Raw genomic sequence first — 15,056 nt, forward strand, 5'->3', positions numbered from 1 at the left:
CCCGCGCCGTGGTTAGGTTGGGGCATGCCCCAAGTACGCGCTGAGCGTTTTATCCGTATCGATCCGGAGACTGCGTTCGCCCTCTCCCAGACCACGGGAGACTTCCGGCTCAAGTGGGACCCCTTTATTTCCGCCCAGGGCTTCCTTGACGGAGCGCGTGCGGCGGGAAAGGGCGTCCGCACCCGGACCAGATCCCGGCTGGGCCTGGTGATGGTGAGCCAGTACGTCTCCTACGCACCGCCCCGGAACGTCGGCATGACCATGGTGGCCGGCCCGTGGTTCTTCACGAACTTTGGCGGAGGCTGGCGGTTCACGGCGGACGACGGCGGCACCCGGGCCGTCTGGAAGTACACCTTTTCATGCCGTCCGGCTTTGCTCCGGCCCCTTATGGAAGGGATTGGCAGCCGGCTGCTGGGCTACGAGATCGAACGCCGGATCGAGGCCTTCGCCCGCGCCTGCGAGGACCCCGCCCTGGTGGCGGAATTCCGGGCCCTGGGGCATGCCGGTGAAGCCGCCGACCAGGCCGGCAACCCGCACCCCTAGGTGTACTGAGTCAGGACGTTGGTTACATCGTGAATAGGTGAAGACCTCTTAGGTTGGTGGTTACCACACACAGCCAACGACTAAGAGGTCTTCATGTCCCACCGTAATGCCCGCCTGACTCCGAACGGTAGGCGGATCATTATCGAGCGCGTCCTTGCCGGCCAGCCAGTGGCCCATGTAGCCAAAGAGATGGGCATCTCAAGGACCTGTGCGCACCGCTGGATCAGCAGGTACCGCGCGGATGGCTGGGCTGGTTTGGAAGACCGCAGCTCCCGTCCGAGGTCATGCCCGCACGCCACCTCCGCGGAAGTCGTAGCGGATGTTCTCACCCAGCGCGTCGAGCATCGCGAGGGACCAGCGGACCTGGCCGTGCGCTGCGGCACGAGCGCCCGGACGGTCTCCCGGATTCTGGTCCGCGCGGGCATGCCCAGGTTGTGGGACCTGGACCCAGTGACCGGGGCACGAATCCGCGCGTCCCGGGCCACCGACCGCCGCTACGAACGCGACGCCCCAGGCGACATGATCCACATCGACGTCAAGAAACTAGGCCGGATCCCGGACGGCGGCGGTTGGCGGACCGACCCGGCGCAAAACCGCGCCAACCACCGCAAATCACCTCAGAAAGTCGGTTTTGACTACGTCCACGTGGCCGTCGATGATCATTCCCGCTTCGCCTATGCCGAGGTCCTGCCCGACGAAAAAGGCCCGACCTGCGCCGAATTCCTCACCAGGGCCGCAGCCGCCATGGCCGCCAACGGAGCACCCGTCAAACGCGTCATGACCGACAACGCCTTCGCCTACCGGCTCTCCCGCGACTTCCAGGACGCACTCGCTGCCCTGGGCGCCAAACACATCCTGATCAAACCCCGCCACCCCTGGCAAAACGGCAAAGCAGAACGCTTCAACCGCACCCTCCAAGAAGGCTGGGCCTACCGCCAACCCTTCACCACCAACCAAAGCCCGCGTCGACGCTCTACAGTCCTGGCTAAACTTCTACAACAACCACCGGCCACACGGCAGCCTCGGAGGCAAACCACCTATCAGCAGGTGCAACCAACCTACTGGCTGAGTACACCTAGGGAACGGTGATGACCGCCACGGCCCGCTGGGCGCCGTCGCGCAGTTCGACGCTCGAGATGCTGCCCAGCTGGATGGGCGTCGCCCCGGTGACCTTGACCTTTCCGCTGGGGGTAGCGGTCCAGGCGCAGGCCCGGTCCTCCGTGCCCGCCCGGTCCCGCACCCACAGCGAAAGGGTCCCTTCCGCCGGCAGGCTGCTGCCGCTGACTGCAAGTTCGGTCCCCCAGGTCTTCCGGGCCATGTCGATGTTCACCTGGAGCCCTCCGCCGGACGCCACGGAATAAGTGGCATCCGGCTGCGGCGGCCTGACAAGCAGGGGCCCCACGGCCAGGCCCACAGCCAGGCACGCGGCGGCAACAGCCCCCGCTATAGCCACCCACCGCCGTCGTATGGTCCGACGCCGGCGCGCCAGTTCGTTGAACAGGCGCGCCGGGGCGTTGGCATCAGTTCCCTCGCTGCCGCCGGGCACGGCGCTGCTGCCCGGAACGCCGCTGAGCGCCACGGCGTCAGGAACGGGAAGGGAATCCAGGAGCATGGGCACTTTTTCCAGTACGGCCAGTTCCTTGCGGCAGGCGGCGCAGTCCTGGAGATGCGCCTCGAACAGGGTGAGGTCGGCGGCGTCAAGGCCGCCCAGGACGTAGGCGCCCAGCAGGTGGTGCGGGTTGGTGTTCACCGTTCCACCCCCATCTCGTCCAGGATGGTGCGCAGGGCCCGCAGGGCGTAATAGGCCCGGGACTTGACGGTGCCGCTGGGGATGTTGAGCTGGACCGCCGCCTCGTTGACGGTAAACCGGCGGTAATGCAGGGCCACCAGGACGTCCCGGTGTTCCTTGCTCAGCCGCAGCAGCGCTTCCTCCATCAGGACCCGGTTGAGCAGCTCGTCAACGCGGCCCATCACCTCGGCGGGGTCGGTAAGGCTGCTTTCCAGCGCCTCGTGCGGGCGGCGCTGGCTCCGGCGGTAGTTGTCGATCATGATGTTCCTGGCTGTGCGGTACAAGTAACTGCGGAAGCTGCCGTTGATGTCCGGGGCATGCTGCCAGACGCGGAGCACCGTTTCCTGGACCACGTCCTCCGCGAGCTGCGGATCCCGGGTGGCGCTGAGCACGAACCGGCGCAGGGCGCTGCCATGTTCACGGTAGATGGCCTCCACCACGTTGTCGTCGAGCGGCATCCCGCTCCTCCCGTCACTGTCCTGGACACATCACTGCCCACGGGGAACGCCACGGCATCTGCGCTCCCGGCTGTTACCACGACAGGGAGCAGGAATCGGTTCAATCGGACAGCGCCACAGCGTACCTGTGAACCATTCTTTACCCGGAGGCGTCGTAGGGGTTAGCGCCCCATGATCCAGAGCCGGGCGCGGCCGAAGAGGCACCAGCCACGAAAGCACACAGCCAAGGAGCACACCATGAAACAGCATCTCGGGGCAGGACTTGCCATCCTGGCCCTGGCGGCAGCCCTCACCGGTTGCGGCAGCAACGCCGGCACCACCCCGTCGGCCACGGCCCCGGCCACCACTGGCGTGTCATCTTCCGGTGCCGCATCCACCGCACCGTCATCGGGCCCTGCGCAGTCATCGAAGGCGAGTGCCGCCGTCGAGCTTAAGACAGGCTCCTCTCCGGAAGGCAGCATCGTGGTGGACGCGAAGGGAATGAGCCTCTACTTCTTCACCAAGGACACCAAGGACTCCGGCAGCAGCGCCTGCACCGGTTCCTGCCTGGTCCAGTGGCCGCCGCTGACCACCACGTCGGGAGCCCCCACCGCAGAGGGAGTGACCGGGAAGCTGGGCACCATCACCACGCCTGACGGCAAGAAACAGGTGACCTTGAACGGCATGCCCCTCTACTACTTCGCAAAGGACACTAAGCCGGGCGACGTCCTGGGCCAGGGCGTGGGCGGAGTCTGGTACCTGTCCGACCCGTCGGGAGCCATGGTCAAGGCAGCGCCGGCCCAGGGTTACTAGGCAAAACTGCCTGCCAGGAACTGCCAGGCGCCTGTCCTACTTCAGGGGAACGTCCGGGGTTTTGTCCGGGAGCGGGATCTCAGTGGGCAACGGAACGGGCAGCTTGGGGCCCTGTTCCAGGCCCTTCCTGACGTCCCCTGACACGTCGGTGGGCAGGGCAGGCTCCGCGGGAACCTGGGCAGGCTTCTGCGTAGCCGTCCCGTGAGTGGGGGTGTTTCCCTGCCGCGCCGGAACGCCCGACGGCGCCGCGGCGGCAGGGGCAGAGGCGGGCGCGGGTGCCGGTGGGACGGCATCCGCGCTGCTGGTTGCCGACGGCCGGGGTCCTGCCGGAACGGGCACCGGAGCCTGTGTGGTGTCGTTGCCGGCAGGTGCCGCCGCGGAACCAGTCACGAACGAGGTGACGGCCTGGTTCAGCTGGGAGATGGAGTCGCGGAAGCCCTGATCGGAGGCGGCAGCCACTGCACCTCCGGCAGCGAGCGAGGCAGCCACCGAGAGCGTGGTGAGGGTGATGCGGCGCTTGGCCCTGCGGCGGGCCGCGAGTTCATCAGCCGGTTTCACTGGGCTGGGTTGAGCTGCCCCACCCTCAGCGGTGGCCCCGGTGGTGGGAAGCACTGTGGTGGCGGCCGGCACACCAACGGGAAGCACGGTGGTGGCGGCAGTTGGCGTGCCTGCCATCAGCGCTGCGATTTCGGCGGAGGGTGCCGGGGCCTCTGCCGCCAGGGCACGCAGGTTGAGCAGGGCGTCACGGAGCTGGCCGTCGTCGTCCATGCCTGCCTCCAGCAGAAGCTGGTCAACAGCCCCCTGGTTGCGGGATCCTGCGGTGTCACTCATGATGTGCCTGGTTTCTCTTGAGCGTTTGTGCCTTGAGGTTTTGCAGGGCCCGGCGCTGGAGCTGCTTGATGGCTCCGGCGCTCTTGCCCATGATGGCGGCCACCTGGTCGATGGACAGGTCCGCCACGACGCGAAGGGCCAGGACCTCCTGGTGTTCTTCGCTGAGCCCGTCCAGCATGGCTTCGGCTCCGGCCGTCAGTTCCACGGCGTGGTCCTCCGCGGACGGCGTGGTCCGGCCGTCGTGCTGGGGGTCGTACGGTGTCAGCTGCGGCCTGCGTTCCACCCGCCGGTAGTGGTCCACCATGCGCGCGTGGGCAATTGAGAAGATCAGCGATTTTGCGCCCTGCAGGCCGCCCGTGAGCGTGCCGATCCTGGAGTAGAAGGCCAGGAAGACGTCCTGGGTAACGGCCTCGGGGTCATCGAGTCCGCGCGCTTTGAGGTACCCGTGGACCGGGCCCGCGAAGGTTCGATAGGCAGCAGCGAACAACACGGCCGGATCAGTTCCGGCTGCGTTGTCGAATATGTCGATCTCTTCTTGGGCCAAAGTGTCCAGCACCAGCGGCTCCTCCATCCCGGGGCCCGGGCTTGCGCCTGGTCCCGGTTTCCGGTTCGGACTGCCAGTCCCCGTGGTATTCCGGCTGCCTTTTTGCGGGTTTGCCAGGGGCGCTTTTCCAAAGGTGCGCGCCCCCGCCCGGCTGCCCGGACTGCGGCCGCAGCCGCAGTCCAGACTAGCCAATGAGCCTTAGCGGGCCGAAACTGACGGGGCGTGTACGGTCTTGCCGCCCACGCTGGGAACAGCAGGAACAGCAGGAACAGTGTCCGCGCCGTCGACACCCGGAACGGCCGGGACGGCAGGTACTGCGGGAGCGGACGGAACGGCGGGGACCTCAGGCTTGGTGGCGTCAACGGACGCGGAACCCTTGCCCTCGGCACCGGCCTTGGCTGCGGCGTCGGCCTTGGCCACGACGTCGGTGCAGTAGCTCTTGATGTTGGCGTCGCCCTTGGCAGCGATGGACAGCGAGGAGAATGCCTTGGAGGAAGCGTCCAGGCCGCCGTGGGTGAAGGCGGTGCAGAGACCCAGGGCTGCAGGGCCGGCCGCGTCAACGGCGGTGTTGGCCGTGGCGGAACCGCTTACGTCAGCGCCTGCCTTTTCGTCAGATGCCTCCGCGGACGCGGAAGCCTTGGCAGTGGCCTCTGCGGTGGCGTCGGCGCTCTTCAGGGCGTCGGAGACGGCCGCGGTGGCGGTAGGGGCCGGGGTGGCCTGGGCGTCAGCTGCTGCTTCGGCTGCAAGCTTGGGGGCCGGTGCACCGAAAAGTTCGTGGGCGGTCTGCTGGGCCTGGGTGGGGAGGGCACCGGAGACGGCGGCGGCGCCGGTTCCTCCTACCGCCAGGGTTCCGGCGGCCAGGACTCCGGCGGCGACTTTGCTGGTGGCGAGAACGGTGAATACAGACATTTACTTCTCCAAAACCTAGACAACACATCGGACTGGGCCCGCCGGGCGGACCCATCACTGACTACATCGCCTGCGGTTGCGGAAAGGTTACGGGTGTTTGGAAATTTCTTTTTTCGGCCCTCCAAAATCGCTGGAAGCGTTTCGGAGCGCCGGTCCGCTCCGGCTGTTTCACGGCGCTCCGGCGATCCGCAGAGCTGAGGAACCAACTGCTTTACGTTCGGCCAAGTCAGGGACCATGGCAGCGAGCCGCTGGATGTACGGTCCAACCTCTTCGTCGTCCAGCACCAGCAGGTCCGGCTGGCCGCGCAGCCACCGGGCATTCAGGGCAGTGATGTTCTCGCGCTCCAGCAGTTCCTCGAACTCGCCGTCAAGCTCCCCGACCCGGAGGAGGGCGCCGGCAACGGCCCCGCTGTCACCGGCACCGCCGGCCAGGTAGGACGCTTCGGTTCCGGCGGTCAGCACGCGGTAAGCCTCCGCGGCCCGGTTGAACAGGTCCAGGTGCGCGGTGGCGCCCATCCCGGCCATGCCTTCGCGGACCAGCGGGTCGGTGGCGATCCGGCCACCCGCCATGACGGCGTACTGCGCGAAGCCGCCCTCCAGCGCCTGCGACAGGTAGAAGTCCACCAGGCAGCTTCGGACGGCCACCGGAGACATGTCCTCCAGCCGCAGCGTGGCCTTGCGCATCGCATCGATGATGGCCGCATTGGCCTCCACCACCTCCTCGTCCCTGCCTCCGAGACTGCTGCTGGTCAGGACGACGGGCTGGGGCGTGATGGTCATGGCAATCCTTGCTGGCGGTGGTGGTGCTCCGAACGCTTTCACGCTACGACGGCCGGTTCACGGCAGCATCGGGAAGGAAATGAACGTCAAGCGAAGTTTTCGGGACCACCAGGGCAGGCGCCCGTCGGCATGGGGGGGCCTCCCGGCGAACTAAGATGGATCAGATAACCACCCACCGGACCCGGCTCCGCCGTGGCCTGCCGAAAGTAGCGCTCACCATGCCATCCCAACCGGACGAAAGTGCGGACCTGGCAATACAGACACCCGCCATCAACGACCGCTCGCTGGCGGCCGGTCTGGCGTATGCCATGGCAAGCAGGGTCTCCGGCATATCGTTCGACGGCGGCACGGGGCTCATGCTGGGAAAGGTCCGGGGCGGCGCGGAAGTTCCCTACTCCACCACGGCCAAGCTGGTCCGGAAGTCCGGCGGCTGGAGCTGCACTGTGGGCGTCTGCAGCTGCCCCGTCCGCAAGGACTGCAAGCACGTCGCGGCCCTGCTGTTCGCGGCCGAGGACAACCCCTCCATCCGGATGCAGCTGCTGGCACCGTCCACCTCCACGCAGGTGTCCCGCGCACCGTCAGCGGCCCTCCCGGACTGGGAGCAGGCCCTTAGTCCGCTGATCTCCCAGCCAGGTTCCGCGCCCTCCACAGCCGGGGTTCCCCTGGCCCTGCAGTTCGAGGTGGAGGAACCACCGCCGCACTTTTCCTACACCGGCCGCCGGGACCCGGTCCGCGGCGTCCGGCAGCTCAAGGTCCGCCCGGTCATCATGGGCGCCAAGGGCAAGTGGATCCGCGGTGACGTTTCCTGGAACACCCTGAGCTACCTGAACTTCCGGCGCGAATCGAACCAGGCGCACGTGGAATGGCTGCAGGAGTTCCTGGCCGGCCATTCCTCCTCCGCCAGCCGGATGCACAACTCCGCCGGCCTGTGGCTGGGCCTGAACTCCTACGCCGGCAAGAACCTGTGGAGCCTGCTGTCCGATGCCCGGAAGATCGGGCTCGCCCTGGTCCACTCGCGCGGCTCCGAGCCGGTACGGGTGGCAGAGTCCCCTGCCGCCGTCGGACTTTCCCTCAGCCGGTACGGGACCCCCGTGGCTGAGCCGGCCACGGAAGCTGGCGGGGCAAAAGCGGACACGTCCGACGGCGGCCTGGAGCTTTCGCCCACCATCACCGTTGACGGGGCCGAGGTTGATCCGGCGGCGGTGGGCACCATCGGCAGGCCCGCACACGGCCTCTTCTTCACGGCCGGGGAAGCCGCCCTGCCCGGCGTCCCCGACCCCGACGGCGTCATTACGCTGGCGCCGCTGGAAAACGGGCTGAGCGAGGAGCTGCTGGCGTTCGTCACCGCGGGAAACATGCTGCACATCCCGGCCCGGGACGAGTCGCGGTTCCTGACCGGCTTCTACCCCAAGCTCAAGCAGAGCGCCCGGGTGACAACCCGCGACGAGTCCGTTGAACTGCCCGAACTGGCCGTCCCCACACTCTCTCTGCTGGCCAACTACGGCGCGGACCACCGGGTGCGGCTGCACTGGGAGTGGCACTACAAAACCGGCACGCTGGTCACCGCACAGCCCCTGTGGCGGCACCCCGGCGACCACGGCTACCGCGACGACACCGCCGAGGCCCGCATCCTGGAAGACATCGGCCACCTCTGGGATGTGGTGGCCGCCCTGGGCGAATCGGCGACGGGCGGCTGGGGCACTCCCCGGCTGGCGGCGTCCGCCGAGCTGACCGGCCTGGACACGCTGGCCTTCACCGAGGAAGTGCTGCCGCGGCTGCGGGAGGCCCCGGACGTGGATGTGGAGACAGTGGGCGACATCGCCGACTACCGCGAGGCCGAGGAAGCGCCGGTGGTGTCCATCTCCACCAAGGCCACCGAACAGCGTGACTGGTTCGACCTGGGCATCCAGATATCGCTCGAAGGCCAGCCCGTGTCCTTCGCGGCTGTCTTCTCGGCGCTGGCGGCCGGCCAGACCAAGATGCTGCTGCCCAGCGGCGCCTACTTCTCCCTGGACCTGCCGGAGCTGCACCAGCTGCGGGCTCTGATCGAGGAAGCCAGGTCGCTGCAGGACAACAAGGACGCGCCGCTCCAGATCAGCAGGTTCCAGGCCGGGCTGTGGGATGAACTGGCGCAGCTGGGGATTGTTGACGAACAGGCCGCGGCCTGGCGGTCCGCGGTGGGCGGGCTCCTGGAGGGCGGCACGGACGGGCTGCCGCTGCCGTCGTCCCTGAACGCCGAGCTGCGCCCGTACCAGCTGGAGGGCTACAACTGGCTCAGCTTCCTGTACAAGCACGGACTGGGCGGCATCCTGGCCGACGACATGGGTCTGGGCAAGACCGTGCAGGCGCTGGCCCTGATGTGCGCGGCGAAGGAGCTGGCCGTCGCGGCTGCTGCGTCCCTGGAGACGCCCGACGCCGGTGCTGCCGCGGACCCTGGAAACAGGCCCGCCGCCGTCGCGCCCTTCCTGGTGGTGGCCCCCACCAGCGTGGTGGGCAACTGGGCCCTCGAAGCCGCCCGCTTTGCGCCCGGGCTGACCGTGCGGACGGTCGGCGAGACCTTTGCCAAGAGCGGCCAGGACGTGGCGGCGGCCCTGGGCGGGGCAGATATCGTGATCACGTCCTACGCCCTGTTCCGGATCGACTACGACGCCTACGCCTCGCGTACCTGGAACGGGCTGGTGCTGGATGAGGCGCAGTTCGTGAAGAACCACCAGTCCAAGGCCTACCAGTGTGCGCGCAAGCTGCCGGCCGCGTTCAAGCTGGCCATCACGGGCACCCCGCTGGAGAACAACCTGATGGAGTTCTGGGCGCTGACGTCCATTGTGGCGCCGGGCCTGTTCTCCAGTCCCAAGCGCTTCGCCGAGTACTACCAGAAGCCTGTGGAGAAGAACGGCGACAAGGGGCAACTGGAGAAACTCCGGCGCCGCGTCCGGCCGCTGATGATGCGCCGCACCAAGGACCAGGTGATCAAGGACCTGCCGCCCAAACAGGAGCAGATCCTTGAGGTGGTGCTGAATCCGCGGCACCAGAAGGTATACCAGACGCACCTGCAGCGCGAACGGCAGAAGATCCTTGGGCTGATCGAGGACGTCAACAAGAACCGGTTCACCATTTTCCAGTCGCTGACCCTGCTGCGGCAGCTCAGCCTGGACGTGTCGCTGGTGGACCCTTCCCTGTCCGCGGTGCGGTCCTCCAAGCTGGATGTGCTGTTCGAGCAGCTCGAAGACCTGGTGGCCGAGGGGCACCGGGCACTGATCTTCAGCCAGTTCACGGGATTCCTGGGCAAGGTGCGGGAGCGGCTGGACGAGGAAGAGATCGAGTACTGCTACCTTGACGGCGGCACCAGGAACCGTGCCGACGTTGTCAGCGAGTTCAAGAACGGCAGCGCGCCCGTGTTCCTGATTTCACTCAAGGCCGGCGGGTTCGGCCTGAACCTCACCGAGGCCGACTATGTCTTCCTGCTGGATCCCTGGTGGAACCCGGCGTCCGAAGCCCAGGCCGTGGACCGGACACACCGCATTGGGCAGGCGCGGAACGTGATGGTGTACCGGCTCGTGGCCAAGGACACCATCGAGGAAAAGGTCATGGCGCTGAAGACCCGGAAGTCGCAGCTGTTCGCTGACGTCATGGAAGGCGACGCCCTGGCCGGCGGGGCCATTACGGCGGAGGACCTGGCGGGGCTGTTCAAGGAGTAGGGCCCTCCCGGGACTCCAACGTCTAAACTGGTGCCCAACGCAAAAACTACAACGTTGGAGAAACTATGCGGCACCAGCTGCCTGCCACGGATATCCCTGCAGCACCGCCCCTGGTGCCGCTGCGTCCGGACGCATTCGCCACCCCGTACCGGGACCCCGTATGGGACGGGCCCACCGACCCCATCCTGGTGGCTGACCACCTCACAGGGGGGTGGGTGCTCTTCTACACCCAGCGCCGCGCCACTGCTCCGGGGCTGACGGGGGTGGAATGGGTGCACGGGACCGGTATCGGCGTCGCAAAATCGTCCGACGGCGGCACCACCTGGCGCTACCACGGCACCGTGGAGGGACTTGTCCCGCCCGGAACGGAACTCCCGGCAACCCTCTGGGCGCCCGACGTCGTCCGCATTGGCGACCGTTGGATTATGTATGTGACTGTCCTCGGCGGCAGGCGCACGGACTGGACCGGGACGGCGGAAATCGTCCAGTTTGCCAGCACGGACCTGGAAAAGTGGGAGTACCTGGGCCGGATCGACCTGGGCTCCCCCCGGGTGATCGACGCCGCTGTGGCCCGGTGCGGTGACGGCCGGTACCGCCTCTGGTACAAGGACGAGGCCCGCGGCTCCACCACCTACAGCGCGGTGAGCGCCACTCCGGAAGACCCGTCGTCATGGAAGCGCGAAGGTGTGGCAATCCCCGGGCGCCCGCACGAAGGACCCAAGGTCTTCCGGCTGGGCGGCAGCTACTGGATGATCGTGGACGAGTGGCGGGGCCAGGCGGTCTACCGTTCCGAAGACGCAACGGGCCATTGGGTCCGGCAGGAGCACCGTGGCGGGCTGATCCTCACGGCGCCGGAATCGGTGGACGGAAGGCCCGTCGTCGGACGCCATGCCGACGTGGTGCCCCTGGCGGAACGGGCACCCGGGGAAACGTCCGACGGCGGCGCGCAGCGTGCGTTGCTGGTGTACTTCACGCACCCTTACTGGGGCGGCGAGGACATCGACACGATGGCACCGGACCCGCGCACCCGCCTCAGCCACGTCCGGGCGGCAGTGCTGGACGTGCGGGACGGCGTCCTGGTGTGCACGGAACACTGAGTACAGAAGCTGCGGCACCACGAAGGGCCAAACCCTGGAACTATAAGCCGGCGGCTGCCGGCACCGGTCCAAGGTTTGGCCCTGACTCGTGCATTCGGGGCGGGCCCGGCGTGTGCCGGGGCCGCGGGAAGTGGACCTGCCGGAGCTAGACCCGCTGCGGCGACCCCAGCTCCACGGGATCTTCATCCATCAGGTAGGCCAGCTCCGAGTGGGCCGCGAGGTCGATGCCGCGCAGTTCGTCCTCGGGCTTGATGCGCAGGCCGCCCATGGTCTTGTCCAGGATCTTCGCCAGGATCCAGGTGACGCCGAACGAGTAGGCCAGCACCGTGACGGTGGCGAGGGCCTGGACGCCCAGCAGTTCGAAGCCGCCGCCGTAGAAGAGGCCGCTGACGCCGTTCGGAGCCTTGTCCGTGGCGAAGAGACCGATCAGCAGCGTGCCCAGGATGCCGCCCACCAGGTGGACGCCGACGACGTCGAGGGAATCGTCGAAGCCCAGGCGGAACTTCCATTCGATGGCCAGCGAGCAGACGGCCCCGGCGATGGCGCCGATGGCCAGTGCGCCGAGCGGGCTGACGGCGCCACAGGCGGGAGTGATGGCTACCAGCGCGGCGATGAGGCCTGAGGCGGCGCCCATGCTGGTGGCCGCACCGTGCCGGACCCGCTCAACGAGGGCCCAGGCAAGCAGCCCGGTGGAGGCAGCCACGGCGGTGTTCAGGAAAACCACCGACGCCGACTGGCCGGCGGAAAGGGCGGAGCCGGCGTTGAAGCCGAACCAGCCAACCCACAGCAGGCCCGCGCCCACCAGCACCAGTGGCCGGCTGTGCGGCTTGGCGTGTTCCACCTTGGGCCAGCCGGAGCTCTTGCCCAGGACCAGTGCCAGTGCCAGTGCTGCGGCGCCGGCGTTCATGTGGACCGCGGTGCCGCCGGCGAAGTCGATGGCCTTGATGCCGTTGGCGATCCAGCCGCCAACGGTGCTGCCGTCCGCCGAGTCGAACGCGAACACCCAGTGCGCGATGGGGAAGTAGACCACCGTGGCCCAGATGCCGGCGAACAGCATCCAGGCGCCAAACTTCATCCGGCCTGCGGCGGCACCGGCAACGAGTGCGGTGGTGACGCAGGCGAAGAACAGCTGGAACGCTGCGAACAGGATGACCGGGATGGACGCGGAATCGTCCTTGGCCAGCAGCTGCCCCATGCCCGGGAACTCGGTGACGTCACCGATGAGTCCCAGTCCGCCCACGGAGTTTCCGAAGGCCATCGAGTAACCGAACAGTGCCCAGAGCACGGCCACCAGGCTGGCGCCGCCGAAGCACATCATCATCATGTTCAGGATCCGGCGGGACCCCACCATGCCCCCGTAAAACAGGGCCAGGGCGGGGATCATCATGCATACCAGCGCCGAGCTGGCCAAAATCCAAGCGACATTTCCCGAGTCCATGGGAAACCCCTTTCAAGATGCGAAAAGAACGGTAAGTTGCCGTCAGAGCCGTTCCGACAAGTGGGACGCGGGTGGAGAAACCGCGGCCGGCGGAGGGGCGGCTTTTGCCGTCTGATACCAATGTATGGCGGCTATTTTTGGGTAGGTTTCGGCTGTGTTAAATGGTGGTTTCAGCCAATTGCACGCGAGTTTCAGCTGTCACGCGGCGCGCAGCAGTACCGGGGGCAACTACTTGGCGGAAATGGCCAGGAACCGGATGGGCAGGTCCAGCAGTTCCAGGGGGCCGTGCGGGCCTTCGCCGTCGAGCAGCAGGGAGTCCCCCGGCTCCATGGCGTACTCGTAGGAGCCATGCCCGTACACCATTTTCCCGGAGAGCATGTAGATGAACTCCGTGCCCGGGTGCTGGAACAGTGGGAAAACGTCACTGGCGTCCGTGAGGGTCACCAGGGTGGGTTCCAACGCATCGGTACGGCCTTTGAGGGTGCCCAGCACGCGGTATTCGTGGCCGTGCTGGGTGCCGCTGCGGACTGTCAGGCTCCCCTGGCCGCTCTTGGTGAAGGTGGCGTCCCGGTCCGTGTCCGCGCCGCGGAACAGTGCGGTGACGGGAACGTTCAGTCCGTCGGCCAGCCGCTGCAGGGTGGTGAGTGAGCAGGAGGTGGTAGCGGTTTCCACCCGCGAGATCATGGCTTTGGACATGCCGGTCCGGGCTGCCAGTTCGGCGGAGGACAGGCCCTGCGTGGTGCGGTAGTGCCGCACCTGGGCCGCGATGACCTGCTCCAGCCGGCCGGCCACCTGGTCGCCGTCATGGTCTGCTCCGCGGTCCCCGGCCTGTTCGGTCATGGTTGCCATCTTAGGCGGGCCGCGGGACAGCCGGCGTACGGCGGCGGCCCTAGCCAAGGACGCGGGCCCCGCCCAGGAGCCCGGCCAGGGAGTCCGCCAGGGCCTGTGCGCCGGCTTCGGCGTCGGTGTCCTCCACGAGTTCGTCGGGCGAATGCGAGATGCCGGTGGGGTTCCGGACGAACAGCATGGCGGTGGGCAGGTGTGCGGCCAGCACGCCGGCGTCGTGGCCTGCCCCGGTGTCCAGCACCGGCGCACCGGGCAGCAGTTCCTGCAGCCGGTCCCGCAGGCCGCCGTCGAAATGCACGGTGGGGCTCAGCGATTCCGTGGTGAGGGTCGCCGAGCAGCCTTCCTCCGCGGCCAGGACCTGGGCGTTCAGCCCGATGGCCTCCACCAGCGCCGCAGTCACTGAGTCTTCGGGGTGGCGGACGTCGATCCACAGGTCCACCCGAGAGGCGATCACGTTGGTACCGCCGGGGACGGGCTGGACCCGGCCCACCGTGGCGCGGGCATCCTTGTACTTGCGCGCCGTGTCCCGGATGGACACCACCACCTTGGCCGCCGCGATCATGGGGTCCTTCCGGTCCTTCATGAGCGTGGTGCCGGCGTGGTTTCCTTCGCCCGTGATGCTGAGTTTCCAGCGGCCGTGGCCCAGGATCGATGAGCCGACCGCCACCGGCCGGTCCAGGTCGATGAGCCCCCGCCCCTGCTCCACGTGTAGCTCCACGAATATCCCCAACTGCTGCAGGGCCTTGTAGTCGGGGCCGATGAACCGCGGGTCCTGTCCGTTCGCGGCGGCGACGTCGGCGTAGGTGTTGCCGTCCGGGTCGCGGAGGTTGCGGGCCTTGTCCGGGTCCAGGCCGCCGGTGAGGAGCCGCGAGCCAAGGCAGGCCACGCCGAACCGGGAGCCTTCCTCCTCCGGAAAGACGGCGAGCGCCAGGGGGCGGCGCGGCCGGAAGTTCCGGGCTTTGAGGAGGTCGACGGCGACCAGCGCCGAGGCGACGCCCAGAGGGCCGTCGTACTCGCCGCCGCCGGGGACGGAATCGAGGTGGCTGCCGGTGGCCACGGCGTCCTTCCGCAGGCCCGTCGCAGTGTCCCACCAGGCCCACATGATCCCGTTGGCGTCGGTATGGACATCCAGTCCGCGCCGGCCGGCCTGCTCAATGAACCAGGCGCGGAGGTCCGATTCGGCGGTGGAGAACACCGGGCGTGAGTAGCCGCCGCGGGCACTGTCACGTCCGACGTCGGAGATTTCCTTGAGGAGGCCTGCGACAGTAGGTGCGCCGGCAGTTTCGGCGGGTACCGCGTGCGGCGCGGGTGCTGTCTGGGGAAGGGTCACGGTA

Annotated in this window: 13 protein-coding genes and 1 pseudogene; 5 read left to right on the forward strand and 9 right to left on the reverse strand. The window is 67.8% G+C overall.

Going from position 1 to position 15,056, the window contains the following annotated elements; translation table 11 throughout:
* Window positions 1-24: 24 nt before the first annotated feature.
* Both LDO22_RS11805 and LDO22_RS11810 read left to right on the forward strand, forming a co-directional pair.
* Window positions 25-543, forward strand: coding sequence for an SRPBCC family protein (locus LDO22_RS11805; protein WP_224023325.1), 519 nt, complete (start codon window positions 25-27; stop codon window positions 541-543).
* 93 nt (window positions 544-636) lie between these two features.
* Window positions 637-1,612 (forward strand): annotated as a pseudogene (locus tag LDO22_RS11810) (IS481 family transposase).
* A 6-nt stretch (window positions 1,613-1,618) separates the two neighbouring features.
* On the opposite strand, the gene LDO22_RS11815 reads toward LDO22_RS11810, so the two are convergent.
* Window positions 1,619-2,293 carry a zf-HC2 domain-containing protein gene (locus LDO22_RS11815; protein ID WP_224023327.1) on the reverse strand — a complete coding sequence of 225 codons (675 nt, stop codon included), beginning with the start codon at window positions 2,291-2,293 and terminating at the stop codon, window positions 1,619-1,621.
* A complete protein-coding gene (locus LDO22_RS11820) occupies window positions 2,290-2,790 on the reverse strand; it encodes a sigma-70 family RNA polymerase sigma factor (protein ID WP_159630306.1) in 501 nt (166 codons plus the stop codon). The genes LDO22_RS11815 and LDO22_RS11820 overlap by 4 nt, the downstream gene beginning before the upstream one ends.
* A 237-nt stretch (window positions 2,791-3,027) precedes the next feature.
* Between LDO22_RS11820 and LDO22_RS11825 the strand changes: the two genes are divergently transcribed.
* Window positions 3,028-3,582, forward strand: coding sequence for a hypothetical protein (locus tag LDO22_RS11825; RefSeq protein ID WP_224023329.1), 555 nt, complete (start codon window positions 3,028-3,030; stop codon window positions 3,580-3,582).
* Window positions 3,583-3,618: 36 nt separating this feature from the next.
* Here LDO22_RS11825 and LDO22_RS11830 read toward each other — a convergent pair whose 3' ends face one another.
* The 4 genes from LDO22_RS11830 to LDO22_RS11845 all read right to left on the reverse strand — a co-directional run bounded on the left by LDO22_RS11830 (window position 3,619) and on the right by LDO22_RS11845 (window position 6,646).
* Window positions 3,619-4,413 carry a hypothetical protein gene (locus LDO22_RS11830; RefSeq protein ID WP_224023331.1) on the reverse strand — a complete coding sequence of 265 codons (795 nt, stop codon included), beginning with the start codon at window positions 4,411-4,413 and terminating at the stop codon, window positions 3,619-3,621.
* A complete protein-coding gene (locus LDO22_RS11835) occupies window positions 4,406-4,984 on the reverse strand; it encodes a sigma-70 family RNA polymerase sigma factor (RefSeq protein ID WP_159630300.1) in 579 nt (192 codons plus the stop codon). The genes LDO22_RS11830 and LDO22_RS11835 overlap by 8 nt, the downstream gene beginning before the upstream one ends.
* 171 nt (window positions 4,985-5,155) lie before the next feature.
* The gene (locus tag LDO22_RS11840; protein WP_224023333.1) at window positions 5,156-5,866 is read right to left on the reverse strand and encodes a protein tyrosine phosphatase; all 711 of its coding nucleotides are present in this window, start codon (window positions 5,864-5,866) and stop codon (window positions 5,156-5,158) included.
* A gap of 168 nt (window positions 5,867-6,034) precedes the next feature.
* On the reverse strand, window positions 6,035-6,646 hold the full coding sequence (locus tag LDO22_RS11845) for a hypothetical protein (RefSeq protein ID WP_224023335.1): 612 nt from the start codon (window positions 6,644-6,646) through the stop codon (window positions 6,035-6,037).
* A gap of 218 nt (window positions 6,647-6,864) precedes the next feature.
* On the opposite strand from LDO22_RS11845, the gene LDO22_RS11850 reads away from it, so the two are divergent.
* Both LDO22_RS11850 and LDO22_RS11855 read left to right on the forward strand, forming a co-directional pair.
* Window positions 6,865-10,341 (forward strand): DEAD/DEAH box helicase, encoded by a 3,477-nt coding sequence (locus LDO22_RS11850; RefSeq protein ID WP_224023337.1) that lies wholly within the window; start codon window positions 6,865-6,867, stop codon window positions 10,339-10,341.
* A 65-nt stretch (window positions 10,342-10,406) separates the two neighbouring features.
* Window positions 10,407-11,438, forward strand: a complete 1,032-nt coding sequence (locus LDO22_RS11855) for a family 43 glycosylhydrolase (RefSeq protein WP_224023338.1) — start codon at window positions 10,407-10,409, stop codon at window positions 11,436-11,438.
* 145 nt (window positions 11,439-11,583) lie between these two features.
* On the opposite strand, the gene LDO22_RS11860 is transcribed toward LDO22_RS11855, so the two are convergent.
* From LDO22_RS11860 to LDO22_RS11870, 3 genes are all read right to left on the reverse strand, one after another.
* On the reverse strand, window positions 11,584-12,876 hold the full coding sequence (locus LDO22_RS11860) for an ammonium transporter (protein WP_159630292.1): 1,293 nt from the start codon (window positions 12,874-12,876) through the stop codon (window positions 11,584-11,586).
* Between the two features lie 228 nt (window positions 12,877-13,104).
* Complete coding sequence (locus tag LDO22_RS11865; RefSeq protein WP_159630290.1) at window positions 13,105-13,716, reverse strand: XRE family transcriptional regulator; 612 nt, start codon at window positions 13,714-13,716, stop codon at window positions 13,105-13,107.
* 49 nt (window positions 13,717-13,765) lie between these two features.
* Entirely contained in the window at window positions 13,766-15,052 is a 1,287-nt protein-coding gene (locus LDO22_RS11870; protein ID WP_224023340.1) for an allantoate amidohydrolase, read from the reverse strand.
* Window positions 15,053-15,056: the final 4 nt, after the last annotated feature.

The sequence above is a fragment of the Arthrobacter sp. NicSoilC5 genome (assembly GCF_019977395.1).
In the GTDB taxonomy this organism is placed as follows: Bacteria; Actinomycetota; Actinomycetes; order Actinomycetales; family Micrococcaceae; genus Arthrobacter.

Bases quoted from the DNA above. Each gene is read 5' to 3' on its own strand.
- LDO22_RS11805 (WP_224023325.1), top strand. From the start codon at position 25: ATGCCCCAAGTACGCGCTGAGCGTTTTATCCGTATCGATCCGGAGACT.
- LDO22_RS11820 (WP_159630306.1), bottom strand. From the start codon at position 2,790: ATGCCGCTCGACGACAACGTGGTGGAGGCCATCTACCGTGAACATGGC.
- LDO22_RS11825 (WP_224023329.1), top strand. From the start codon at position 3,028: ATGAAACAGCATCTCGGGGCAGGACTTGCCATCCTGGCCCTGGCGGCA.
- LDO22_RS11830 (WP_224023331.1), bottom strand. From the start codon at position 4,413: ATGAGTGACACCGCAGGATCCCGCAACCAGGGGGCTGTTGACCAGCTT.
- LDO22_RS11835 (WP_159630300.1), bottom strand. From the start codon at position 4,984: ATGGAGGAGCCGCTGGTGCTGGACACTTTGGCCCAAGAAGAGATCGAC.
- LDO22_RS11840 (WP_224023333.1), bottom strand. From the start codon at position 5,866: ATGTCTGTATTCACCGTTCTCGCCACCAGCAAAGTCGCCGCCGGAGTC.
- LDO22_RS11845 (WP_224023335.1), bottom strand. From the start codon at position 6,646: ATGACCATCACGCCCCAGCCCGTCGTCCTGACCAGCAGCAGTCTCGGA.
- LDO22_RS11850 (WP_224023337.1), top strand. From the start codon at position 6,865: ATGCCATCCCAACCGGACGAAAGTGCGGACCTGGCAATACAGACACCC.
- LDO22_RS11855 (WP_224023338.1), top strand. From the start codon at position 10,407: ATGCGGCACCAGCTGCCTGCCACGGATATCCCTGCAGCACCGCCCCTG.
- LDO22_RS11860 (WP_159630292.1), bottom strand. From the start codon at position 12,876: ATGGACTCGGGAAATGTCGCTTGGATTTTGGCCAGCTCGGCGCTGGTA.
- LDO22_RS11865 (WP_159630290.1), bottom strand. From the start codon at position 13,716: ATGACCGAACAGGCCGGGGACCGCGGAGCAGACCATGACGGCGACCAG.